The 22,129-nt window shown below is 47.4% G+C and carries 22 protein-coding genes; 5 read left to right on the top strand and 17 right to left on the bottom strand.

The features are described from left to right. The 8 genes from KNQ14_RS01150 to KNQ14_RS01115 are packed head-to-tail and all read right to left on the bottom strand — an operon-like array spanning position 1 to position 9,913. Positions 1–1,110 carry a glycosyltransferase family 4 protein gene (locus tag KNQ14_RS01150; protein ID WP_214859324.1) on the bottom strand — a complete coding sequence of 370 codons (1,110 nt, stop codon included), beginning with the start codon at positions 1,108–1,110 and terminating at the stop codon, positions 1–3. Continuing rightward, complete coding sequence (locus KNQ14_RS01145; protein WP_023469395.1) at positions 1,098–2,441, bottom strand: nucleotide sugar dehydrogenase; 1,344 nt, start codon at positions 2,439–2,441, stop codon at positions 1,098–1,100. Before KNQ14_RS01145 ends, KNQ14_RS01150 begins: the two co-directional genes overlap by 13 nt. Before the next feature lie 12 nt (positions 2,442–2,453). Next, entirely contained in the window at positions 2,454–3,803 is a 1,350-nt protein-coding gene (locus tag KNQ14_RS01140; RefSeq protein ID WP_214859323.1) for a phenylacetate--CoA ligase family protein, read from the bottom strand. Then, on the bottom strand, positions 3,793–4,827 hold the full coding sequence (locus KNQ14_RS01135; RefSeq protein WP_058264602.1) for an NAD-dependent epimerase: 1,035 nt from the start codon (positions 4,825–4,827) through the stop codon (positions 3,793–3,795). Before KNQ14_RS01135 ends, KNQ14_RS01140 begins: the two co-directional genes overlap by 11 nt. Beyond that, positions 4,817–6,103 (bottom strand): glycosyltransferase family 39 protein, encoded by a 1,287-nt coding sequence (locus KNQ14_RS01130; protein ID WP_058264601.1) that lies wholly within the window; start codon positions 6,101–6,103, stop codon positions 4,817–4,819. The genes KNQ14_RS01135 and KNQ14_RS01130 overlap by 11 nt, the downstream gene beginning before the upstream one ends. 12 nt (positions 6,104–6,115) lie before the next feature. Beyond that, positions 6,116–7,375, bottom strand: coding sequence for an oligosaccharide flippase family protein (locus KNQ14_RS01125; protein ID WP_055969136.1), 1,260 nt, complete (start codon positions 7,373–7,375; stop codon positions 6,116–6,118). 15 nt (positions 7,376–7,390) lie between these two features. After that, a complete protein-coding gene (locus KNQ14_RS01120; protein WP_214859320.1) occupies positions 7,391–9,256 on the bottom strand; it encodes a polysaccharide biosynthesis protein in 1,866 nt (621 codons plus the stop codon). 21 nt (positions 9,257–9,277) lie between these two features. Then, positions 9,278–9,913 (bottom strand): YveK family protein, encoded by a 636-nt coding sequence (locus KNQ14_RS01115; protein ID WP_251138253.1) that lies wholly within the window; start codon positions 9,911–9,913, stop codon positions 9,278–9,280. A 338-nt stretch (positions 9,914–10,251) separates the two neighbouring features. Between KNQ14_RS01115 and KNQ14_RS01110 the strand changes: the two genes are divergently transcribed. Together KNQ14_RS01110 and KNQ14_RS01105 are read left to right on the top strand one after the other, a co-directional pair. Continuing rightward, positions 10,252–11,520 carry an O-antigen ligase family protein gene (locus KNQ14_RS01110; RefSeq protein ID WP_214859316.1) on the top strand — a complete coding sequence of 423 codons (1,269 nt, stop codon included), beginning with the start codon at positions 10,252–10,254 and terminating at the stop codon, positions 11,518–11,520. 28 nt (positions 11,521–11,548) lie between these two features. Continuing rightward, on the top strand, positions 11,549–12,307 hold the full coding sequence (locus KNQ14_RS01105; RefSeq protein WP_023469403.1) for a homing endonuclease associated repeat-containing protein: 759 nt from the start codon (positions 11,549–11,551) through the stop codon (positions 12,305–12,307). 60 nt (positions 12,308–12,367) lie between these two features. On the opposite strand, the gene KNQ14_RS01100 is transcribed toward KNQ14_RS01105, so the two are convergent. Together KNQ14_RS01100 and KNQ14_RS01095 are read right to left on the bottom strand one after the other, a co-directional pair. Beyond that, positions 12,368–13,363: an ATP-grasp domain-containing protein gene (locus tag KNQ14_RS01100; RefSeq protein ID WP_174316591.1), complete on the bottom strand. Its 996-nt coding sequence runs from the start codon at positions 13,361–13,363 to the stop codon at positions 12,368–12,370. Between the two features lie 16 nt (positions 13,364–13,379). Then, positions 13,380–13,904 (bottom strand): VanZ family protein, encoded by a 525-nt coding sequence (locus KNQ14_RS01095; protein WP_214859314.1) that lies wholly within the window; start codon positions 13,902–13,904, stop codon positions 13,380–13,382. 204 nt (positions 13,905–14,108) lie between these two features. Between KNQ14_RS01095 and KNQ14_RS01090 the strand changes: the two genes are divergently transcribed. Next, positions 14,109–14,528: a helix-turn-helix domain-containing protein gene (locus KNQ14_RS01090; RefSeq protein WP_023469406.1), complete on the top strand. Its 420-nt coding sequence runs from the start codon at positions 14,109–14,111 to the stop codon at positions 14,526–14,528. 48 nt (positions 14,529–14,576) lie between these two features. On the opposite strand, the gene KNQ14_RS01085 is transcribed toward KNQ14_RS01090, so the two are convergent. The 3 genes from KNQ14_RS01085 to KNQ14_RS01075 all read right to left on the bottom strand — a co-directional run bounded on the left by KNQ14_RS01085 (position 14,577) and on the right by KNQ14_RS01075 (position 16,956). After that, positions 14,577–14,888 carry a hypothetical protein gene (locus KNQ14_RS01085; protein ID WP_023469407.1) on the bottom strand — a complete coding sequence of 104 codons (312 nt, stop codon included), beginning with the start codon at positions 14,886–14,888 and terminating at the stop codon, positions 14,577–14,579. 141 nt (positions 14,889–15,029) lie between these two features. Further along, positions 15,030–15,767 carry a class I SAM-dependent methyltransferase gene (locus KNQ14_RS01080; RefSeq protein ID WP_035396050.1) on the bottom strand — a complete coding sequence of 246 codons (738 nt, stop codon included), beginning with the start codon at positions 15,765–15,767 and terminating at the stop codon, positions 15,030–15,032. Further along, positions 15,760–16,956 (bottom strand): hypothetical protein, encoded by a 1,197-nt coding sequence (locus tag KNQ14_RS01075; protein WP_214859312.1) that lies wholly within the window; start codon positions 16,954–16,956, stop codon positions 15,760–15,762. Before KNQ14_RS01075 ends, KNQ14_RS01080 begins: the two co-directional genes overlap by 8 nt. A gap of 371 nt (positions 16,957–17,327) precedes the next feature. Between KNQ14_RS01075 and KNQ14_RS01070 the strand changes: the two genes are divergently transcribed. After that, the gene (locus KNQ14_RS01070; RefSeq protein ID WP_023469411.1) at positions 17,328–18,221 is read left to right on the top strand and encodes a helix-turn-helix domain-containing protein; all 894 of its coding nucleotides are present in this window, start codon (positions 17,328–17,330) and stop codon (positions 18,219–18,221) included. Here the strand turns inward: KNQ14_RS01070 and KNQ14_RS01065 are convergent, their stop codons facing one another. Together KNQ14_RS01065 and KNQ14_RS01060 are read right to left on the bottom strand one after the other, a co-directional pair. Next, a complete protein-coding gene (locus KNQ14_RS01065) occupies positions 18,222–18,500 on the bottom strand; it encodes a hypothetical protein (protein WP_214859310.1) in 279 nt (92 codons plus the stop codon). It lies immediately after the preceding gene. 289 nt (positions 18,501–18,789) lie between these two features. After that, positions 18,790–18,963 (bottom strand): hypothetical protein, encoded by a 174-nt coding sequence (locus KNQ14_RS01060; protein ID WP_023469413.1) that lies wholly within the window; start codon positions 18,961–18,963, stop codon positions 18,790–18,792. A 72-nt stretch (positions 18,964–19,035) separates the two neighbouring features. On the opposite strand from KNQ14_RS01060, the gene KNQ14_RS01055 reads away from it, so the two are divergent. Then, positions 19,036–19,617, top strand: coding sequence for an LOG family protein (locus KNQ14_RS01055; protein ID WP_035396042.1), 582 nt, complete (start codon positions 19,036–19,038; stop codon positions 19,615–19,617). A 160-nt stretch (positions 19,618–19,777) separates the two neighbouring features. On the opposite strand, the gene KNQ14_RS01050 is transcribed toward KNQ14_RS01055, so the two are convergent. After that, entirely contained in the window at positions 19,778–20,731 is a 954-nt protein-coding gene (locus KNQ14_RS01050) for an ABC transporter ATP-binding protein (RefSeq protein WP_035396040.1), read from the bottom strand. A gap of 15 nt (positions 20,732–20,746) precedes the next feature. Beyond that, positions 20,747–21,544 (bottom strand): ABC transporter permease, encoded by a 798-nt coding sequence (locus KNQ14_RS01045; RefSeq protein WP_235147601.1) that lies wholly within the window; start codon positions 21,542–21,544, stop codon positions 20,747–20,749. Positions 21,545–22,129: the final 585 nt, after the last annotated feature.

Genomic DNA, 22,129 nt, shown 5'->3' with positions numbered 1-22,129 from the left:
TTACATAGCTGAAAAGAGATCAAGTTGTCGTTTGATGACGTCGGCTTCGTTGAAATGTTTCATGGCACGGTCAAATCCATTCCGTCCCATCTCGTTGGCACGGTCAGGATGTTCGACGAGTGTATTCATCCGTTTGGCGAGCTTCGCGATGTCGTGGACTTCAACGAGATACCCCGTTTTCCCCTCGACGACCTCTTCGCGGCAGCCGCGGATGTTTGTTGCAATGACGGGCTTTGCGCTCGCCATCGCTTCGATGATCGAACGTGGGACGCCTTCGCGATGCGATGGTAAGACGAAGGCATCGACTTGTTGAAACAAGCTCGGTACGTCTTCGACGAACCCAAGGTAATCGACATTCGGAATCTCGCGAATCCGTCGTAAGAATAAGTGTTTCGTCGTCTGATCCCGCTCGCTTGCCATCATCTCACCAGCGATGACGAGACGGGCTTCCGGGTGGCGATAGACGACGTCCTCGAACGCATCGAGCAGTTCGAGAATCCCCTTTTCTTTGACGATCCGACCGATGAAGAGGAACGTAAACGGCGCTCCGGCTTCACGTGGTCGTGGGTAGAAGCGGGTCAAGTCAATCCCATTTCCAAGGTGCATCAGGCGGGTATTCGCCTTAAAGCGTTTGCGCTGAGCGAGTTGATAATCTTCTTCGCTCTGGAGGAGAAGGTAATCGGTCGCGAAACGAGCTAGCCACTTTTCAACGGAATACGTCAGCTGGTACGTCACCCGCCCCATCTTCTCGTGGAAGTAAAAGCCGTGTGCCGTGTAGACGATATGCTTCGTTCCGGCCCGTTTTGCGGCGACGCGTCCGAGGGCGGCAGCGACTGGTGTGTGGACATGGACGGCGTCGTAGCCGTCCTCCTTCAAGATTCGTGTGATTTCTTGGATCGTCTGCCAGTTACTCGTCCAGTCGATCCGGCGCTCGATCGGGATGTCGTGCATCCGGAATCCCTTTGCAGCCAGTTTCACCGAGGCACCGGTGTCGGCACAAGCAATGCCGACGTCGTGCCCGGCGTTTTGTAAAGCGAGTAAGAGCGGCTGTAACATCGTCTCTGCCGTCGTATCAAGGGCACAGACCTGAAGAATTTTTAAAGGCGCCATACGTGGACCCCCTCTGGCTGTTCTGACCGTGGCAACATGCCTTTGATGTCGACGACGATTCCGCGTCCGACCTTCAGTAAGTGTTGCGCTAGATTCCAACCGCCTTCGACGTATTCTTCGTGTGAGACGGCGAAGATGACGACGTCGGCTGGTTTGAGTTCGCTCATCTCGAGCAAGTCGATGCCGTACTCGCGTTTCGCCTCACTCTTTTCGACGAGTCGATCTGTCACCTGGACGTCGATGCCGAACTCTTCGATTTCGCGGACGAGGTTCGCGACTTTCGAGTTCCGGATATCGCTGACGTTCTCCTTGAATGATAAGCCGAGGATCGTGACACGAGCACCGAGGACCGGCATGTTCTGTTTAATCAGGTTCTTGACGAGCGCCGTTGCGATGAAGCGTCCCATCGTATCGTTGATCCGGCGTCCGGCGAGGATGACTTCCGGGTGATAGCCGAGTGACTCGGCTTTCATCGTCAGATAGAATGGATCGACGCCGATACAGTGACCACCGACGAGACCCGGGCGGAACGGGAGGAAGTTCCATTTCGTACCGGCTGCTTCGAGGACTTCGAGCGTATCAATGTCCATCCGGTCGAAAATGATTGCCAGTTCGTTCATCAAGGCGATGTTGAGGTCGCGCTGTGTGTTTTCGATGATTTTTGCGGCTTCTGCAACCTTGATCGACGAAGCCCGGTGGACACCGGCTTCGACGACCGCTTCGTAAACTTCCGCGACGATATCGAGTGTCTGTTCATCCTGAGCCGAGACGATTTTTTTGATTGTCTTGAACGTGTGCTCGTGGTCACCCGGATTGATCCGCTCCGGTGAGTAGCCGACGAAGAAGTCGACACCAGCGCGTAAGCCGGATGCTTCTTCAAGGACCGGGATACAATCTTCTTCCGTCGCTCCTGGGTAGACCGTCGACTCATAGACAACGATATCGCCTTTATTGAGCTGGCGACCAACGAGGTGTGAGGCGCGTAAGAGCGGCGTCAAGTCTGGTTGATTCTGCGCATTGATCGGTGTCGGAACGGCGATGATGATGAAGTCACTCGCTTGTAGTGCTGATGGATCCGAGACGTAGTCGACGGTTGCGTTCTTCAACGTGAACGGACTCAGTTCGAGTGTCGCGTCGATTCCTTCTTGCAGTTCTTGAACGCGTTGTTCCTTGATGTCAAAGCCGACAACGGCTGTTTTTTCGCCGAAGGCGACAGCGACGGGAAGACCGACGTATCCGAGTCCAACGACGGCAATCGAACGGTTGGCAATGGGAAGTGAACCAGTTTGGGCTGCTGTCGTATCTACGATGTGTTTGACTGCCTTGTTCATGGTGGGTTCCTCCTATTTCATCGACTGTTTGACGATCAACGTTTTTCCGTTCGGTTCCTGTTTGACTTGTTCGACAGGCTCAAGGACGATTTTCATCTCGGATCCGAGCAACTTGCGCATCTCGTTCAAGAGGATCTGCTCGTGTTTTGGATGGAAACGCTTCGCATCTGGAATATACCGAAGTGTCACGTGATTGAGCGCGTGCTGCTCGACTTGGAGTCGCAAGACGGAGTTCGGAAGTTCTCGGGCAATCGTCGTGATATCCCCTTCGAACACCTTGCCCCGCTTTTCGCTGACGATATAACTCGTTCCCCGTCCATCGATCGAAGCGATGACTGGTCCGTTTAAGCCACAGCTACAGGTCTCGTCACTGAGCGTCATCCGGTCACCGATCCGGTAACGAATCAGTGGTGTGCCCCGTGTCGTAAAACACGTGACGACGACTTCTCCGTCCTCTCCATATGGTTCGATGATGCCCGTCTCATGATGGAGATGAAGTTTTCGATGACTGCATTCTGAGATGATTGGTGCGCCTTCTGAAGAACCATATTGATCGAAGACCGGTGCGTTGAAGGCTTCCTCGAGAACCGAGCGCATCTCCTCCGTCACCGTTTCCGATGTCGGGAAGATGGCGATCAGCGGGATATCCAGCTTTATATGATGCTTCAGCATATAGCGGGCGATTTCGACCATCGCTGTCGGTGTGCCGTCAAGTGCTTGCGGCTGGAATCGATTCAGCTCCTCGATGTAGGCCGGGAAATTCTCTTCCTTCATGTGAAAGATCGAGACGAGCAACTGATTGAGTGGTCGGTTCATCCGCCAGAAGATTGGTTTCTTTTGATCGACAGCTGTCAGCGTCCGTCCGGTGAAACTCGCTCGGCGCATTCCGGCGTGGAAACCATGACGTTCTTTGAAGTAATCGAGATGTGCCATCCGTTCCTGGACATCCTCGCGCATGAACGCCACTTGAAGTGACTTCCCGCTCGTCCCCCCCGTCCGCCCTCGAACCGGCGCATCGACGCGGGACATGAAGGCGTCATTGTTTTGACGAAGTGTTTCTTTTTCAAGGATTGGAATTGTCTTCAGTTGCTCGAGTGACGTGAACGGTAATTGGATATCATGTTCGTGAAAGAGTTGCGCGTAGTATGGCGTATGCGTTGCAACAAAAATGAGAAAGGCATTCAAGCGATCGAGTTGTTCCGCTTTATAATCTTGCGTCCGATCTTTTTTCCGGAGTTCCTTCATCTTCTGTTCATAGAGGGGACCGTATCGTTCTTGCATTAACTTCCGACCGTATAAGGAGGTCAGCCAATTTTGGATGAAGATTGGGGATCGATAGTAGAATTCCTCTTTAAGCGCCATCTTGAATTTCCTCCTTCAGCAAGTAGTGACTCTCGTACCAGTCGATGAATGCATTGACGCCCGCTTCGACCGTCGTCTGTGGACGGTAGCCGATCGTCTCGAACAGTGATGAGACGTCAGCAAAGCTTTCTGGAACATCGCCTGGTTGAAGCGGCATCCCGTTTTGGATTGCCGTCTTGCCAAGGCGCCGCTCAATCAAAGCAACGAATTCATTGAGACGAATCGGGCTGTGACTGCCGATGTTATAGACACGATACGGAACGTTGCTGCGGTCCGGTAAGGGATTTGAGGCATCGAACGATTCATCGACTTCCGGTTCAGTCTGGAACAGGCGGTAGATGCTTTCGATGATGTCGTCGACGTAAGTGAAGTCCCGCCCCATCTCACCGTAGTTGTAGAGGTCGATTGGTTCGCCTTTCGCGATTGCTTCCGTGAACTTGAACAGTGCCATATCCGGGCGTCCCCAAGGACCGTAGACGCTGAAGAAGCGAAGGCCTGTCGTCTTGATGCCGTAGAGACTGCTGTAGGTGTGTGCCATCAGTTCATTCGCTTTCTTTGAAGCGGCGTAAAGACTTAGCGGATGATCGACGGCATCCGTCGTCGCAAACGGCATCTTCGTATTCGATCCGTAGACGGAACTTGAGGAAGCGTAAATCAGTTGTTCGACTGGGTAATGCCGACACGCCTCAAGAATCGAGAGAAAGCCGACGATGTTTGACGTCATGTAGACGTCCGGTCGATCGATGCTATACCGTACCCCAGCTTGTGCTGCCAGATGGAGAACGAGATCGATCGATTCCTGTTCAAAGATCCGCGCGACGGCTGCTGTCTCTTCGAGTGAGACCCGGTAAAACGTGTAGTCCGTTCCAAGTTCAGTGAGCCGGGCTTCTTTTAACGTTGGGTCGTAATAGTCGTTCACTTCATCGAGTCCGATGACCCGGTAACCCTCCCGGATGAAACGACGTGCGGCGTGAAATCCAATGAAGCCTGCGATACCTGTAATTAAGATCGTTTTATTCGGCACGGTGTTCGACCTCCTCGAAGTAGTGGCGCGCTTGCCAGCGCATGTAGTGAACGGATGTGTAGACGATGAGTAACATCGGGAACAACTTATACCGGTGTCGGATGGCCGTTCCGACATTGCCGGTTCCAAGACCGAAGATGACGGCGTTAAGTGCAAAGAGAAGGAAAAAGAAGAAGAGGACGCTGCCGAACGGATGCTGACGGATCAGTTTAAAGGACCTGACGATCGCAAAACAGGCGATGAAGTAGAAGACGGCGTCAAGGAAGAAAATCAGAATGTTCATGACGCTCGACCATTGCCACGGGAATGGTGAGAACAGGAAGTAAATCGTTCGAATCGGCGAGTAGAGAATCATGTCAACTGGACCTGTCACCGTCAATCCGTTCAGATAAGCGGAGCCGCCACGGTCGTAACTCATCCCGCTGAACAACTGACCGTTTTCTGAGACGTGGGTGAACTTTGCAAACAAGACATCCTGGAAGCTGTAGACGATGAAGCCGACGATCAGTACTTGAAAGATTAGTCGCCGCACCTTCGTCGGTTCAAAATCCATTCGTCGTGTCTCATGGCTATAAAACGAGAAATAGACGAGTAAGACGATGATCCCGACAGCAAGTCCGGAGTGGAACATTGTACTAACGAAGTAGCCGAGATACGCGAGCGTCATATGCCATCCGGACTTCTCTTCCGTCCAGCGCACCATGTAGTAAAGTGTGTAGACGATGCCCAGAGCGACGATCTGGTCACGCAAGAGAATCGGTGAGAGCAACAATCCTTGTGGGAAAAATGCGAAGATCAGTGTAGCTGCGAACACGTATCGTTCCGGTAAGCGTAACCGTTGTAGCGTCTTCGCTAGGATGACGACAGCGACAACACCGAGGATAACGTTCAAGAACTGAGCGAGGATTCGTTCAGGACCGAACATCAGGTAGAAGATTCCGAGAAACTTGGAATAGGTGCCACGAACGACATCATTGAAGGTCGACGGATCGGTGAAGATTTGGACACCTTCGAGATGAAAAGCTTCCGTATCGTCCCCACTGTGTGGCGGTAAACGGAACAGCTCGAGATCGATGAACATCAGGACCAGCCGGACGAAGAAAGCGGTGATGAAGACGAGAAAGAGTGGCGTCGTCTCTGCCTGACGGAGTAGATAATAGAGAAACAACACCGAGTTGATGAGCAGCAAGGCGGTCACGTAGGTGTCCGGGAAGAGCGACCGGGCGAATTGACAAACGAGCGCTTCGATGACGATGAGTAGTAGGATTGGTCGCATCTTCTTCCCTCCTTAGCTGCTTTGTTCGACGACGAGCGTGACGTCCCGTGGATACAAGGATCGATACAGTGCTGGTAACAATAGGACGATCTGAGTAACGGCGCAGAGGGTGTAAGCGATCGTCGCACCGTATAGACCATACAGCGGAATCAACAGGCTGCAGGCGATCAGGTTGACGACGACACTACCGAAGATCGAGATCGTCTGAATCCGAAATTGCTGGAAGCCGGTCAAGAGTGCCTGAATGACGGTCGAGTTGTAGAAAAAGAGTGAGGCGACCATCATCAAGACGAAAATCAAGTGGTATTGAACGAACGACGCGTTATAGAAAATCGTCAAGCCCCACTTGCCGAAGAAGATCGCTCCAACAATCAACAGGATGCCGACGACGTTCGTCATCAGTAACATCGAGCGGGTCAGCTTGCGCAGTTCCGGTAAACTTTGACGTTCACCCGTCTCAGACGAGAAGTTCGGTAGTAAGACGGCAATCAAGGAGTGGATGAAGAGACTGCCAAGTACGAGTAGATAGGCGATGCTAGCGTAGTAACCGAGCTCTTCCGTTCCGATTGCGTGACCGACGAACAATCGTGGAATATTTGCGTTCAAGGCGATTAGAAGAGCGACGAAGCCGAGTGGCATCGCTTTAAGGAACAGCTCCTTGCCTGACCGGTACCGTAAGTCAAGCGCTTGATTGTCAAAGCCGCGACCAATGCGACGAATTGTCGGTAAATCGTATGCGAGTAGCATGATCAAGTTTCCAGCGATCAAGGCGAGTACGAAGCCGTGGATTGAATGGGTCGTAAAGAGGACGAGTGCTGCGCCCGAGACGTTCAAGAGACTCCGGAAGATTTTCGAGACGGCGACTTCCTTGAAGGCAGTGTGTCCTTGCAAGAAACCGTAAGCGAGATCGGCGAACGATTCCATGTACTTATTCAGGTAGACAAGCAGTGTCAGGAGTAAAATGTCCGCTTCACCGAAGAAATAATAGACCCCAAGGAGGACGAACACACCTGCCGAGAGGAGTGAAAAACGAGTCTTGATGAAGAGCCAGAAGTTGGTCAGTCCAGCCCGTTCTGCCGTCAGGATCGTACTGGCGTTCAGCCAACAGAACATGACGATCGGTGCGGTGATGGCAAGGGCGTAGTTGAAATAACCGATGTTGAGCGGTGTGCTCCATTTGATCAGGAGCGTCAAAATCATCCATTGATGGAGCGAATACGCCGTATCGGCAATGAAGATGAGATTGAAGCGGGACAGCCGGGCCGTTTTCATCGTTTCCCCTCCTCTCTATTTGCGAGCGATCCGCATCGTCGGTGCGACCGGGTCGGCATCGGTTTCGTTCGTGACGTCTAACAAATACTGGCGGAGTACCTCGTCCTGACCGAGCGCTTGGGCGATCTCACGCAAGTACGGGTCGACGGATCCAAAAGGTCGTGTCTTACCGACAAGAATTTTATCGAAGACGAGTTCGTCATGCACTTCATCACGAGCGAGCAGTTCCTCGTAGAGTTTCTCCCCTTTTCGAATGCCGCTGTAGACGATTGGGATCTGCTCTTCCGTGAATCCACTCAAGTGAATCAAGTTCTTCGCGAGTGTCGTGATGTGGACCGGTTCACCCATATCGAGGACGAACACTTCGCCACCTTTTGCGAGGACACTCGCTTGAATGACGAGACGACTCGCTTCCGGGATTGTCATGAAGTAGCGTGTCATCCGGGGATCGGTGATCGTGATCGGTCCGCCTTTCGCGATTTGTTCCTTGAACAGTGGAATGACGGAACCGCGGCTCCCGAGGACGTTGCCGAACCGGACGACGGCGAACGTCGTCTCGCTGTTACGCGCCATCTGCTGGATGACCATCTCGGCGATTCGTTTCGTCGCCCCCATCACACTCGTCGGATTGACGGCCTTATCGGTCGAAATCATGACGAAGCGTTTGACACCAGCCGCTTCCGCCGCTCGAGCGACGTTGCGTGTTCCATAGATGTTGTTCTTGACGGCTTCGCTTGGATTATCTTCCATCAGTGGCACGTGCTTATGGGCTGCCGCGTGATAGACGAGATCCGGTTCGAACCGTCGCATGACTTCAAGCATCCGATCACTGTCTTGCACATCGGCGATGACGGATTCGAACTGGATGTCCCGACTGAGACACTCGAGTTCCCGGCGGATCAGATAGATGCTATTTTCGCCGTGTCCGAGAAGGATGAGCCGTTCAGGACGGAAGCGAATCAGTTGCCTGCAAATTTCGGAACCGATCGAACCACCAGCACCGGTGACGAGGACGGTCGCGCTATGAACGCTTCGTTCGATTTCCGTAATATCGAGTTCGACCGGTTCGCGACCGAGTAAGTCAGCGATCGAGACTTCACGAATTTGTTTGATCGAGACCTTTCCGGACGCCAGTTCGACGAGCATCGGTAACGTATGCGCTTCGACTTGGGTTTGTTTAATCCGGTTCAGCAATTCAACCCGCTGCGGATACGGTAACGATGGGATCGCGAGAACGACTGCTTCAATCTTTTGTTCCTCGATGGTGCATTCGAGTTGGTCGATTGCTCCGATGACGGGAACACCGTGAATCCGCATCCCGCGTAGTTCGAGCGAATCATCCAGTAATCCAACGACGTTTAAGATATGCGATTTCTTTTGTTTCAGTTCTTTTGTGATCATCTGACCGGAGGCACCGGCACCGATGATCAGCGTTCGTTTGCCGAGCGTCTTATTGTCAGGGACGAGTCTTAAGCTACGTCCACGAATCAACAACCGGACGAATAAGATACCGTTTAAAACGAGTCCGGTCTGCAGGAAGATCGCTCGTTCGACCGCGAAGTCGAACAATGCGTATTCAAGACCAAGTAAGACGAAGCTACTGGCGAGGACGACAACGAGGAGAACGGCGAGATCACGAAGGCTTGCGTAACGCCAGATGATTTGATAGAAGCGCATCCAGTGTGCGACGAACGTGAGGGCGACCCACTGGATGAGAGCGATTTCGAGTGCATCCTGCAACTCGAAGTTGACGGTGAGATGGAGCGGATTAAAGAAGTAGAACGTAACGACAGTCGCGAGTGCGATGATTCCGGCGTCGATCAGGCGAAGGAGTCCGATCTTCAACTGCCGACGGTACGGGGTGAGCGGGGAATGCTGCATGACGGTGTCTCCTCTCCTCTCTCATGAATGGGTGCGGGGAATTGCTTTCGGATAACTATCAGTGGATTCACGTGTCGATTCCTTTTTGCTTAACGAGCGAGAATAGACGATTAGGAGTCCGAGCATCAGACCAAGGACGCCACCGATCCCTGTATTCATCAGAATGTTCGGTGATACGGGGTTCGTTGGAATCCGTGCACTCGAGAACACTTCCGTCTTACTCGTGTTAATCAGTTGCGGGAGATAGTCCTGGAAGACTTCCGTCATCGTATTCGCTTGAATCGCTGCCTGCTCCGCCGAACGATCTGTGACGGATAAGGCGATGACTTGCGAATCGAGATTGCTCGAGACCGTCAGACGATCCGTCAAATCGAATAACCGCTTGTCGGTGACGTTCATCTTTTGGGCGACCTGATCGACGACCTCTGGGCTTCGTAAGATATCTTGATAGGTACTGACGAGTGTCGGCGTCGATGTCGCCTCAGCGTTCGCTTGAGGAACGACGAGGATGTAGGCCGTCGTCTCGTATGTCTTTGGAATGACATACATGCTGAGTGCATATCCAGCACCCGCGAAGAGAATCATGAAGAGTGCGAGTAGCCACCAGCCGCGTCGGAGCGTCGTCAAATGATCTCCGAAGGTTTTTCTTTGATGCATCGAGCTCACTGTTGTTCACCTCTTTCTAACTTGACCGAATGGATGGACATTGGTTATATCTACACCTTATTTCCAATCGAATCCCAAAACAATTAGAGCTTGGTGGAAATGATTATATTTTTTTCGGTAGCTATCTCGCTTGCGCAACACTAGTTCACCGTATGAATTCATGTCACGAAAAAAACGCGATTCACGAAAAAATGATCATGTTTTTCTTAATCTTTTTTCATTTATCTGCATGATGTTTTGAAAGATAAGGGTAAATACCAATTTGATGATTAAAAAGTGTTCGAATCGGTAATAAGTCCTATATGAAGGGTGGATAGTCTTTAGAAATCATGTTAAAATCAGCCAATATACCCACATCGTTTGCCTTATCCATCCTAGTCGCTTGGATCATGCTCGATGCTTGGATTCGTCCCTTATCCTTCACGGACGAAGTGTTGCCGAAACAGTGGTCTCTTTGGTTGCTTCCGGTCTACATCGTTCTGTTCAGCGTTTGTTGGCTCATCTTACGACCGTTCTATCGCGCCAATCGGGCGAGAGGACATCAAATCGCACTAATTTTTCTGATTTATCTGACATTTAATATCGTTTTTTTCTTCTTTAACACGAATACGGATCGTATTCTTGCTTCGCTTTACCTCATCTCGACTTGGCTGTTCGTTGGCATCGTCTCTTCGCTCTCGCGTACATCAATCGAACAATGGCAACGGCTGTTGTGTCACTTTCTTTATGGACAAGCCGTCTTTCTCGCTTCCTATGCCCTCATCGTCTCATTTGGTTCAGAGTATGTTCCGGTCGAAAACCTGCAATGGCTTCGGATCGGTCCTTTGTCATTTCCTCAACTGTACGTCGGGGAACAAGGTTCATTCCTTCGCCTCGCTGGTCTGATGAACAATCCGAATACGCTTGCAGCATGGCTTGTTCCAGGCGGACTGTTTGCTTGGTTCTACTTGCTCAAACAGTTCCCGCGTCGGCAAAGCTTTCTGCACGCCGTCCTCCTCCTTCTCATCATCATCGCGTTACTCAGAAGCGGTTCGCAGACAGGAATCTATTCTTTTCTCCTCCTTGCCCTGCTGACGAGTATTCGAATGGTTCCGGGAACGAGACAGCGGGTGCAGGTGACAGCGTGTTACGTAACGGGCAGCTTGATCCTCCTAGCCGTCTTTACGTTTCAAGGACTGCTTCCCCGTTTGCTCAGTCTCAACGGACGATTGACGCTTTGGCAAGCCGGATGGCGCGCTTCCGCTGATTCGCTTTGGTTCGGGCACGGGATCGGAAGTGCCCCACGCGGACTGGAGGAACAACTGAACGAACAAGTTCTCTATACGTTCCACAGTACACCGATCACTTATCTCTATGAATTTGGACTCATCGGTTGTTTGCTGTACGGCGCAGTCTTTCTGTATCTTTTCTATCGACTGTTTCGGATTCAGACAACGGATCTCGCGTTTCTCGCACTGTTGCTTGCAAGCTGGCTCGGACTACTTCAATTCACGGAAAGCATTCTCGTTAGACCGAGTGGATTTTATTTCATTTGGCTCAGCCTTCTCGCTTATACGTCGCTTCGTCGACTTCCACCTCACGACAGTACCCACACCTAGAGCACCTACATGAAAGGGGTATGACATCATGAAGAAATGGACAGAACAACAAGTCATCGATAGCCTAATCGAAGCTAGTATCGAATATCCCGCTCTCGACGCAAAGACGTATGCGCGCTGGTCGGTCGGAAAAGACATTCCATCGATCACGACGATTATCAATGTATTTGGCTCTTGGCGTGAAGCACTCCAAGCGGCTGGTCTCTCATCAATCCGTCCGTACTTTTCAGATGAAGAGATTCTTGCTTTCATCAAGGAAGCATCGACACGCTTACACCCGTTCCATAGCAACAGCTACCGGGAGTGGGCAAAGGCGAAACATGGCCCCTCCTTGACATTGATCAACTTACGCTTCGGTTCTTGGTCACGTGCACTCGAAGAAGCACACATTGAAATGACACGTTCTATCTCGATGACAGAAGAACGTATTATCACGGCACTGCTCGAAGCTTCAGATGTCCTTCCACGTCTGACGACACAGACGTATGCGATTTGGGCACAGGAAAATGGTCATCCGACAGTCGCGACGATTGCCCGTAAATACGGTTCATGGGCAGATGCCCTCGCTTGCCTCGACATCGCACCGCCTCGCCGGAAATGGGTCGAAGAAGATGTCCTTGAAGCACTACGGCAGGCACAAGAAGAGTTACCTTCGCTCAGCATCATTCATTACCGGAAATGGGCAGAAGGTCGCTCGGTTCCGAGCACCTCAACGATCAATGCTCTCTTCGGTAGCTGGACCTCCGCCGTGCAATGCCTCAAGCGTGCACGCGTCTCTCTTTCCTGATTCTGCTCTTCTACCTAAAAGGAGTGATCCGGTCTCGACCGGATCACTCCTTTTTCGTGCCTATGATTTTTTGATTTGCTCAAGCAGCGAGGCAGGCAGTAGCGTCACCGTATCGTGCTTTAATAAATAGATGTCTTCCACATACGCTCCGATGCGTCGGGGATTACGTTGCCCGTGGAGATTGTTTTGAATCGCTTTCGGAAAATTGACGCCACATTCATACGCATGCGGGTACCCCCCACCGAATCGCGGATTGATCTCTGATAGGTAAAGCGTTCCGTCCACATCGAACAGGTCAAAATCAAGCGGACCGATAAGACCGGTTCCATCTAAGACGTGCTCGACCAGTTCAAAGACATCATCGCGTTTAACGGAACGACTCTTATCCGTTTCTCCTGCACGCATGACGAGTTTCTCCTTGATGAAGATATCGGTCACTTCATGCGTCAGCCAGTCGACATAGACATCGACACCGAGCTCTTGTCCTCTTAAGTATTCTTGAATCAATAAATCTGGATAGGTAGCGAATAATCCTTCGACGACCTCAAGTGAAGAAACCGCCTGGACATGGAGACTGGCACTCCCATTGCGTGGTTTGACGAAGACTGGGAACTGGACCTCCCCTTGCGCAAGTGCGCTCCGGAATGCTTCGAGCGTCACGTATGTCCGCGCATGCGCGATCCCTTCCGCGACACAATACGTATACATCGCGTACTTGTCGAAACAGAGACGACAGGCATCCATCGGTGAGACGAGGACCGTGACACCGATGGCTTCAAACTGTTCCGTCGCCGCTGCAAGTAACTCCAGTTCAGGATCAATCAATGACAATAATGCTGTCACCTGTTCCCGCTGGCACAATTCAAGTAAATGCTCGATATAATCCGGTGCATCGATCCGTGGTACGAGATGATGGCGTTCCGTCATATAGAGACCCGGTGCAAGTGGACTACAATCCGCGGTACTGACATGACCGTTTGACATCTCACGGACAAAATACTCGACCAGTTTCGTCCGACGACCAACGCTCGTCATCAATAAATGGGAAGTCTTCATAAGGCAGTCTCCTTCGTTAAAAGTGATGCCTGTTCTTTTCGTTCCAGAAGGAAAGACTTCCTGCTTGGCGTCGTACTTTTTTCCTATAGACGAGTAGATAACATCCAATTCCAATTAATGCCCCCATTCCATCGAGTAAGACATCTTGAATGAGTCCTGTCCGGTCCCCTGTCAAAATCTGATGAAACTCATCAAAGACCGCTACCGTGATTGCTAACGAATAGGCAAACAAGACGGCCAGTCCTGTCGTTAGGCGACGACGCGTCAAATCAATCAATCCCACACCTAACACAAGAAATGTTGAGACGTGAGCGGCTTTTCGAATGAAAAATTCAATGAAGCCACTCCGTCCGAGGGCAGCGACACTGACTTCTCCGTGATACGAGAAAGAAATGAAACGCAGATGATCGACGAATCCTAACGGAATGAAGCGCGATAACCCTGGTTTGATGGATTGTGCCTGGTACGGCATCGAACTTGAGATAAAGAGGACTAAGAGAACGGCGAGGACAACATAGCCAGACCATGTAATTTTTTTCATGAAGACACTCCTTTTTTTCACATACACCTTAGAATAGCATGTGATTTACCTCAGCATGACTATCGTTTTAAAAGCCAAATTTAGTATTTCACTATCTTTTTATTTCCTTATTCAAACGTTTTTTACATTTCAAAGGTTTCTCCCGTACGATAATTGGTTAATTAGTACTATACACGATGACCTGAGGAATAGGAGTGAAGCGCTATGAATCGCGCACTTGGAAAAAAAATCATGCAACTACGAAAACAGCACAAGTACACCCAAAAGCATCTAGCCGAAAAATGCGGTGAAACTGCGACGACGATTTCCGCATATGAACGCGGACAACGGATGCCAACTCCCCAATCCCTCGAACGCTTAGCACTTGCTTTAAATACAACAATCATTGATTTGATTGATCCAAAGCATGTTCAGCACCCATCTCTGAATGAATTCATACAACAAGCGCTCGAACCGACGAAACCTCTTGATTTGAAGCTCGTATTAGAGGATTTACTTGTTCACTTGAGTTTATCTAAAGAAATTTATTTCGATGGTAGACTGATCTCAACTACAGTTCGAGAAGAGATGGCGACTTCGATTGATCATGCGTTAAAACGCGGATCAGCATCGATCGAAGCCTAAAAAGAGAAAAGGCATGGGGCGTAATCGCTCCCATGCCTTTTCTTTGGATTAATCGGTTTTTACGACATGATCGATGTACAATTGATTTTCTTCATATGTTGCCTCCAACAGCCTTCGGAAAAAAGTGTTTTGTTTAGTTTTCTCCGAAACAAACACACGATCATATCGTTGATGTGTCTGTTTGAGAAGACTGAATTTTAGCGTTCGAAGTTCTGAAGAAAAAAACAATTGAATACCGTGATGTCCGAAAGCATCCATTGCTCTCGATTCTTCTAAGAAGTGAAAGGATTCGTCTGGAAACAAAGTCTCAATGAACGATAGACAGCTTTTTTGAAAGGTAGTTTCGTTCTGATTTTCCATGATGGTCCGGCTCCTCTTTCTCATGATGTACTTTGAATCGCAATACAAAACTTCTGTATCTCAATACCCTGCCTTTAGACCTATTCAAACTAAACTAGGAGATATATTTTTAATTTATTCTCCTTCTATTCTATCAAAAGCTTATTGTTTATTGAATTCAAGAACGACAATTGTTTTTCCTTCATATATTGATCGACCTTCATAACGAGAGAGTTTCGCGAATTCAAATAAGGTTTCAGGTTTGTATAAGTAATCGATTGCATAGCTTACTTTTTCTTCGCTACCTGATTTTAAATACGCATTAAATAAGAGTCGTTCGCCATCTACATGATGACCAAAGAACATTAAAGTATCATGTATCCGTCGAGTCGAAATGGACTGCTCTGATTCTCTTAGATAAGGAATATCGTGCAACGAAACGAGCAGTTTTCCATGTACACCTAAAAGTTGACGTATGTTCCGAAAGAATAATAGCAGTTCCCCACGGTTGTAATGCATGATGGTCGTACCAGGAAGAACGATCCGATCAAAGAATTCAGGACCTACGACGTCTGTCACATCATGGCTCCAGCCATATACTTTATGACGGTACGGTGTATCGATTTGATGTGTCCGAATCATTTCTGACTCGATCAAATATAAATCGTATCCTTCATCAGATAAGAGATTAAAGAGTTTTGGATCGAACGTGCCGTAAAACAGAACCTTCTCTTCTTTTTGTAGATAGCGTCGATAAAACGTCAATTCATCAATTTCTGTGACTTGCTTCGCTTCTTGATACAGTTGCCCAAAACGTTCATCCGCATAAACGTGATCGAGTACTTCAACACGTGAATAGCTTCCCTTTCTTAAAAATGGACCAAATAATACGTCACTCATGATACATCAACTCCTTATAGTATCGAATCGCTTCTGCATAGTCTGCTCCAAGTCGTTCTGGTAATACATCAAATTGTTCTTTTTGATCAGCTTCAAGAATCCACAAAAATGCTTCGTTCGTTTCGAATAGTTGCATCGATGTTAAATCGAAAGCGAAATACCCCTCTTCGTTTTGAATACCAATCAACGTGAGTGGACCGATACGTCCAATCGTTCGTGGTAATTCTAAATCTGAATAGGGTGTAACAAATCGACTTTCACCTGAAAATGATCCTGCGAGTTGATAGAGTAACGGAAATAACTCGAGTTCCTTTGGTGTGGCCATTGCCTCTAACTGCCCTGCTCTTTGCTCAACCATTAGAGAAATGTCCGAACTCAACCGATCGGTTTTCTGACGATCCGCATAGATACCATCTTCAAAGAAAAAAAGACGATATGAATTTTTCAATCCAGCTTGTGTCGCATAATCCAATATACCGGCGAATCGTTCGTTTTGAATCCACCCGGTATCCTTCCAGCGCTCCAACTGACGAGCGAGTTCTGCCCGAGATAAAACATCAAGTCGTGTTTCAAGCGGAGGGGACAAGGTATCAACGAAAGCAAGAAGGACTGGCGTCCGACTCATTAATTCAATGATTGGTAGATCGTGACGCATCGGATGATCGAAATACACGATACTATTCACTGTCATCGATGTGAAAAAAGATGCCGGAATACGATTCAACAATGAGCTATCTTCGATATAGACATGCCGCAACGGTTGCGGTTGGAATAGTGAAGCATATCGATGAACGCCCGTCATCAAAGACAATAACTCGTTTTGAACGATGGGAAGTACTAACTTTTCATCCTCAAATATGAGAGGTAGTTCCAAACCATTTAGAAAATCGGGTTGTCCAAATACGATATCACCTTCCGCTCGAATTAAATGAAACTGAACGTGAAGCATCTGCTGCTGCAAATAAGCAACCAGTCGTAATGTCCGTTCTCCTTCACCTTGTAGAATAAAGAGATAATGTTCATATTCTTGAAAATCCATATAATCCAGTAAATCCTCGAACGTATGCATGTCGTAATCAAAAACATCTAAAGAAAAACGATGGGTTTCACAAAAGTGTCTCATCGCTGAAGAGGGACGTGAGCGTTGTAACCAACCATTCTGTTCTGATACGATCGTAATTCCTATCATGTGATTGCTCCTTTCTGATGAAAATCATGCAAAAAGGACTTCATCCCACATACGAATGAAGTCCTTAGAATGATTCAAGCAGTCTTGTTTCTATCTTTCTTAGACTTAGCAATAGTTTGATCCATTTCCCGATGAGCCAAGGGGGCGACTGAGACGGTAGCAGCATTGAGACACCAAGCGCAAGAAGTCATGTTACGTCGCGTTTCTTTTAAGATGAGTGTCATGGGTGTACCCCTTTCTGAATCAAATACGGCGGGCGATGAAACATTGATATGAAATCAAGTAAATCTATGGTATCCCTTTGCAATCACTTCTATAATAGAAATGGATACTGAGTAACAGTTCAATTTTCATGAAAGGACGAGGATCCAATGGATCATTTCACGTCACCGCAAATCGGTTTAGCGTTACGTCGTCTCCGAAAAAAACACAACTTGACACAAAAGGACTTGGCAAGTGGAATCTGCAGTCAAGCAGAAATTAGTAAGATCGAGAGTGGTACACATTCGCCAACAGTTGAGTTGTTATATGCGTTATCAAAACGATTACAAGTTTCAATTTCTGCTTTTTTAGATCCTAATCGTCAACAAGATTCACTTAAGACGATCGACGAAGATTTATTATATCGCTTTAGAAATTTAGATTTTGAATCTATCTATAAAGAGAGTCAAAAGATTTTAAAGCAGCATGATTCTTCTTTTGAATATGTCTTACTCTATAAATATTACTATTATATTTGTTCATATCGGCTTCAAAAAATCGATTATCGAACCTGTATCGTAGAGCTCCAAAACTTATCAACAGAATACCTAACATCTCACTATTCGCCTAATATGTTGATTCGTATTAAATCAGCTATTGCGAATCTATACTCTGAAAATAAAAGTTATCAACACAGTATTAATGTTTATGAGGAAATCCTAAAATTAAACTTTGATAGTGATGATTTAGTGACTGAAAAAATCAGAATCATGTATAATTTTTCTAAGATTTTATTAGAGTTCTCAAAAAATGATCAAGCTTTACAATTAATTGATGAAGCAATCGAAGAAAGTCTTAACTTTAAAGATATGTCTCTCCTAGGGCAACTGTATTCCCAAAAAGGAGATTGCTTAGAGAGACTAGGTGCTTCGAAAGAAGGTATACTTGATGCGTACGATAAGGCGTATTTTTTGTGTGATTTGCTCAATATGAATCACTATAAAAAAATTATTGTTTCAGTGCGAAATAACTATTTAAAAAATATAAGTGAATCGATTGAATAATTACGCCCGCTTCGTAGCGTATTCTAATGGAAGACGTTCAATCGCTACGTCACGCTTGACTGAGTACTCAAGTGGTAAACGTTCGATCGCTACGTCACGTTTGACTGAGTACTCAAGTGGTAAACGCTCGATTGCTACGTCACGTTTGACTGAGTACTCAAGTGGTAAACGCTCGATTGCTACTTCTTTATGATCAAGTTGATTTGCAATGCCAACTCCAACAGTAGCAGTCAATGAGAAAGCAGCAATTGCTAAACTTAATTTCTTTTTCAAGTTCATATAAATAACCTCCTAATTTTTTTCGTCTGGCTTTGTAACAACATCATATATCCTTAGACCCCCTCTAAATATTCGAATACGAATATTTATGTTATTTTACACATTATTCATTATAACCATTACTTTTGACACGTATCATATGTCCTGAATACTGTCCTTTTTTTACAAACTATCCATCAAAGTGTTGAATTTGTGTATGAAAATAGATTCTTTTGAATATTCCATCGCTTTATTTTTTCAAATCTAAATAAAGATGCTCGTTCAACTCATTAGAGTCGAACGAGCATCTTTATTTAGATGATTGTCGTAACGCAATGACGTAAAAGATACCGAGTACTACAATCACGCCTAGTAGTATCGAACTAATTGTCGTCCGAGTCGATGTATCGGGCATCCATATCCCAAGTCCTAAATTGATTGCTGCGATGATTAGGACGAGCCAAACAATTGTACGTGGTCGCATATCGATCTCCTTTCCATTCTGCCTTCCCATCGTCGAATATGCTATGGTGGAAACAACGAAGGAGGTTCTTTCATGAATAGACTTGCTGTATTTTGTGGTTCCAAAGATGGTGCCGATTCACTCTTTCGAGAGGCGGCAGGAAAACTCGGTCAAGCGCTCGCCGCGCGCGGCATCGGACTTGTATATGGAGGATCACGCGTTGGAACGATGGGCGCAGTCGCAGATGCTACGCTCGCTGCTAAAGGTCAAGCAATCGGTGTTCTTCCCCACTTTCTTCAGGAAAAAGAACTTGCGCATCCTGGACTAACCGAACTGCATCTCGTCCACTCGATGCATGAGCGAAAAGCCAAAATGTCAGAGCTCTCTGATGGATTCATCATTCTCCCGGGTGGTCCAGGAACGATGGAAGAATTTTTTGAAGTCTTCACTTGGGCACAGCTTGGACTTCATGAAAAGCCATGTGGTGTACTGAACATTGATGGCTACTATGATCCCTTGATTTCCCTATTCGATACGATGGAACGTCAAGGATTCTTGATTCCCGAACACCGTACAATGTTGATCGTCGAGTCAGATGCTGAACGTCTTTTAGAACGTTTTGCAACGTATGAAGCACCGCGCGTCAAAACCTATATGGATCGTTCACAAACCTGATGAAAACGGAGTCTTGAACTCCGTTTTTTTTTGATTACATTTCTTGATTTGCGATGATTCCTTCTTTTTCCACTCTCCTTTAGCATTCTTCACTCCTTTTACTAATTCCTACTTACATGATATAAAAAGCCAGATACCGATTGGTACCTGGCGCAGAGAATCAAAAGAAATTTAAGATAGCGTCGCTTAAATTCGCCAAAGATGGCGTCTCATCAACGACCATTAAGCTTCCTGCTGCAAGTACAAGAATACCTAGCGCAGATAAGATCAATGCCGGATGTTTGATGTTTTCCTCTGAATCCGTATTTTGTTTCCCGGAACGAGCATTAGCAGCTTGTGCTTTTAAACGGTCACGCCGAAATTGATGTTGCTCCTCTTTCGACCATTTTTTATATTCCGCAAGAAACTTTTTATATTCCGGTAAGACATCTTTGGTTGTTCCGTCGAGTCGTACTTGACCATATTCGAGCCAAATGACGCGTTCACAAAAACTCTTGATTTGTGACAATGAGTGGCTGACGAAGATGATCGTCTTTCCTTCATCCTTGAACTCGTTCATCTTATCGATACAACGATTATAGAAGGTTTGGTCACCAACGGAAAGGGCTTCGTCAACGATCAGAATGTCGGCGTCGACGTTGACCGCGATCGCGAAGCCGAGGCGCGACTTCATCCCACTCGAGTACTTCTTGATCGGCTGATCGATGAAATCACCGATATCAGCGAAATCGATGATGCCTGGCATCCGACGCTCGATTTCCGCATCATCCATCCCAAGCATGAGACACTTCAAGCGAATGTTCTCTCGCCCTGTCAGGACATTCTTTAATCCTTGTGAGACGGCGATGATCGCGACTTCACCATTAATGGCGACGTCTCCTTCGTTTGCATAGATGATGCCTGAAATCAAGTTCGAAAGTGTAGATTTACCGGAACCGTTGATTCCGACGAGTCCAACGACTTCACCCGAGCCGATTTCAAGCGAGATATCTCGCAGTGCAGTGAATGTTTTAACGCTCTTGCTTTGATTCTTGAACAAGAGCTTGAATTTTTCTTTCGTAGTCGTAACCATGTCGAAGCGTTTCGTGACATGGTCGAGTTTAATCATAGACATGGCGATTTCCTTCCCTTAGACGAGCTCAGTGAATGATTTACGGAACTTGATATGCAAGAATGTTCCGGCTGTGAACAAGAGGAGCGTCACACTCCAGAAGTACAGTCCAGTTGGCCATTCCTGCCAGACCCAATGTCCTCCGAGCAGACTCGCCCGGTATCCCTCGACAAGATAGTAGACCGGATTCAGGCGAAGGACACCGTGCAGGGCGTCCGGGAACCGCTCAATATTCCAAAGAATCGGTGTCATATAAAAAAGCATCCGCATCATCGATTGCAAGAAGAGCTGAATATCTTTGACGAGCGTAATGAGCGTTGAAAAACAAAGTGAGAATGCGTAGACGAAAATGTATGTCGCAATCATGTAATAAGGCAACTGAAGTAGTTTCCATGTAATCGGAATCCCATTTGCAAGGATGACGATGAATACGATCACAAGCATTGCGAAGTGTTGATACATCCGTGACAAAATAACGTATGACGGAATGGCACTCATCGGGAAACGCATCTTCGTCACCATCGCAAGTCGACTATTGATCGAGTTCGATCCACGTAATAAAGCATCGTTGATAAAGAACCAAACGACGATCCCACAGAGAAGCCATACGATGAATGGAATGTTTCCATCGACATTTTCATTTCCCCGAAGACCGACACCAAAGACGAACCAGTAGATGAAAATTTGGAGACCCGGATTGAGGAGTTCCCATAAGAGACCAAGGCGTTGTTCTGCGTGCGCGGACTTAATTTCATATCGCGCGAGCCGGCGAATCAAAGGAAAGTTTTCAACCTGTTCCCGGATGATACTTTTCATTTCTTTCAACATAAGTGTAAGTTCCTTCCGATTTCATGGTGCATGTATTTGTAATTCAATGAATTCTGGATCAAATTCAAACAAAAAACGGGTTCTGTCCGCGATTCCTCAAACGAACATTCCTCCGATCGACATGATATATCATGTCTAATTATCCATCCCTCCTCGTTTAGCTTTCAATTGTGTATACACGAAGTACACTTAATCAATTCTAGCCATCCGTAAAAAGCGTGTCAACGTATAGCGTGAACCGACACCAAACTGTAGCTTTCCCGTTGAAACAAAAAAATCGACAAGGACTCCTTGCCGATCCATTCACAGGATTAGGTATGTGTAAAGTTAGGAAATTCAATTGTCGTCGGTGGAGAGGCGAGCCCCCATATAATCAAGATTCCCATTATACAAAGTATACCTACGAGTAGACTCCTACGTATCTTTTCATCCATTCGTACTCCCGCCTCCCCATCGCATATTTTTCATATAGTAAATTATACATTTTTTTGAAAATGTTTACTACGCGATTCTCTCAAAATGAGGACAATTTCCTACAATCTATTGTAATCTACGTTTCTTTTGAAGGAGGAA

The organism is Exiguobacterium sp. s161, from assembly GCF_018619045.1.
Lineage (GTDB): Bacteria > Bacillota > Bacilli > Exiguobacteriales > Exiguobacteriaceae > Exiguobacterium_A > Exiguobacterium_A indicum.
This window is presented reverse-complemented; position numbering and strand designations above follow the sequence as displayed.

Bases quoted from the DNA above. Each gene is read 5' to 3' on its own strand.
- KNQ14_RS01070 (WP_023469411.1), top strand. From the start codon at position 17,328: ATGGATCATTTCACGTCACCGCAAATCGGTTTAGCGTTACGTCGTCTC.
- KNQ14_RS01080 (WP_035396050.1), bottom strand. From the start codon at position 15,767: ATGAGTGACGTATTATTTGGTCCATTTTTAAGAAAGGGAAGCTATTCA.
- KNQ14_RS01145 (WP_023469395.1), bottom strand. From the start codon at position 2,441: ATGAACAAGGCAGTCAAACACATCGTAGATACGACAGCAGCCCAAACT.
- KNQ14_RS01055 (WP_035396042.1), top strand. From the start codon at position 19,036: ATGAATAGACTTGCTGTATTTTGTGGTTCCAAAGATGGTGCCGATTCA.
- KNQ14_RS01120 (WP_214859320.1), bottom strand. From the start codon at position 9,256: ATGCAGCATTCCCCGCTCACCCCGTACCGTCGGCAGTTGAAGATCGGA.
- KNQ14_RS01115 (WP_251138253.1), bottom strand. From the start codon at position 9,913: ATGCATCAAAGAAAAACCTTCGGAGATCATTTGACGACGCTCCGACGC.
- KNQ14_RS01125 (WP_055969136.1), bottom strand. From the start codon at position 7,375: ATGAAAACGGCCCGGCTGTCCCGCTTCAATCTCATCTTCATTGCCGAT.
- KNQ14_RS01140 (WP_214859323.1), bottom strand. From the start codon at position 3,803: ATGGCGCTTAAAGAGGAATTCTACTATCGATCCCCAATCTTCATCCAA.
- KNQ14_RS01065 (WP_214859310.1), bottom strand. From the start codon at position 18,500: ATGAACTTGAAAAAGAAATTAAGTTTAGCAATTGCTGCTTTCTCATTG.
- KNQ14_RS01130 (WP_058264601.1), bottom strand. From the start codon at position 6,103: ATGCGACCAATCCTACTACTCATCGTCATCGAAGCGCTCGTTTGTCAA.
- KNQ14_RS01095 (WP_214859314.1), bottom strand. From the start codon at position 13,904: ATGAAAAAAATTACATGGTCTGGCTATGTTGTCCTCGCCGTTCTCTTA.
- KNQ14_RS01105 (WP_023469403.1), top strand. From the start codon at position 11,549: ATGAAGAAATGGACAGAACAACAAGTCATCGATAGCCTAATCGAAGCT.
- KNQ14_RS01075 (WP_214859312.1), bottom strand. From the start codon at position 16,956: ATGATAGGAATTACGATCGTATCAGAACAGAATGGTTGGTTACAACGC.
- KNQ14_RS01150 (WP_214859324.1), bottom strand. From the start codon at position 1,110: ATGGCGCCTTTAAAAATTCTTCAGGTCTGTGCCCTTGATACGACGGCA.
- KNQ14_RS01050 (WP_035396040.1), bottom strand. From the start codon at position 20,731: ATGTCTATGATTAAACTCGACCATGTCACGAAACGCTTCGACATGGTT.
- KNQ14_RS01110 (WP_214859316.1), top strand. From the start codon at position 10,252: ATGTTAAAATCAGCCAATATACCCACATCGTTTGCCTTATCCATCCTA.
- KNQ14_RS01085 (WP_023469407.1), bottom strand. From the start codon at position 14,888: ATGGAAAATCAGAACGAAACTACCTTTCAAAAAAGCTGTCTATCGTTC.
- KNQ14_RS01090 (WP_023469406.1), top strand. From the start codon at position 14,109: ATGAATCGCGCACTTGGAAAAAAAATCATGCAACTACGAAAACAGCAC.
- KNQ14_RS01060 (WP_023469413.1), bottom strand. From the start codon at position 18,963: ATGCGACCACGTACAATTGTTTGGCTCGTCCTAATCATCGCAGCAATC.
- KNQ14_RS01045 (WP_235147601.1), bottom strand. From the start codon at position 21,544: ATGAAAAGTATCATCCGGGAACAGGTTGAAAACTTTCCTTTGATTCGC.
- KNQ14_RS01100 (WP_174316591.1), bottom strand. From the start codon at position 13,363: ATGAAGACTTCCCATTTATTGATGACGAGCGTTGGTCGTCGGACGAAA.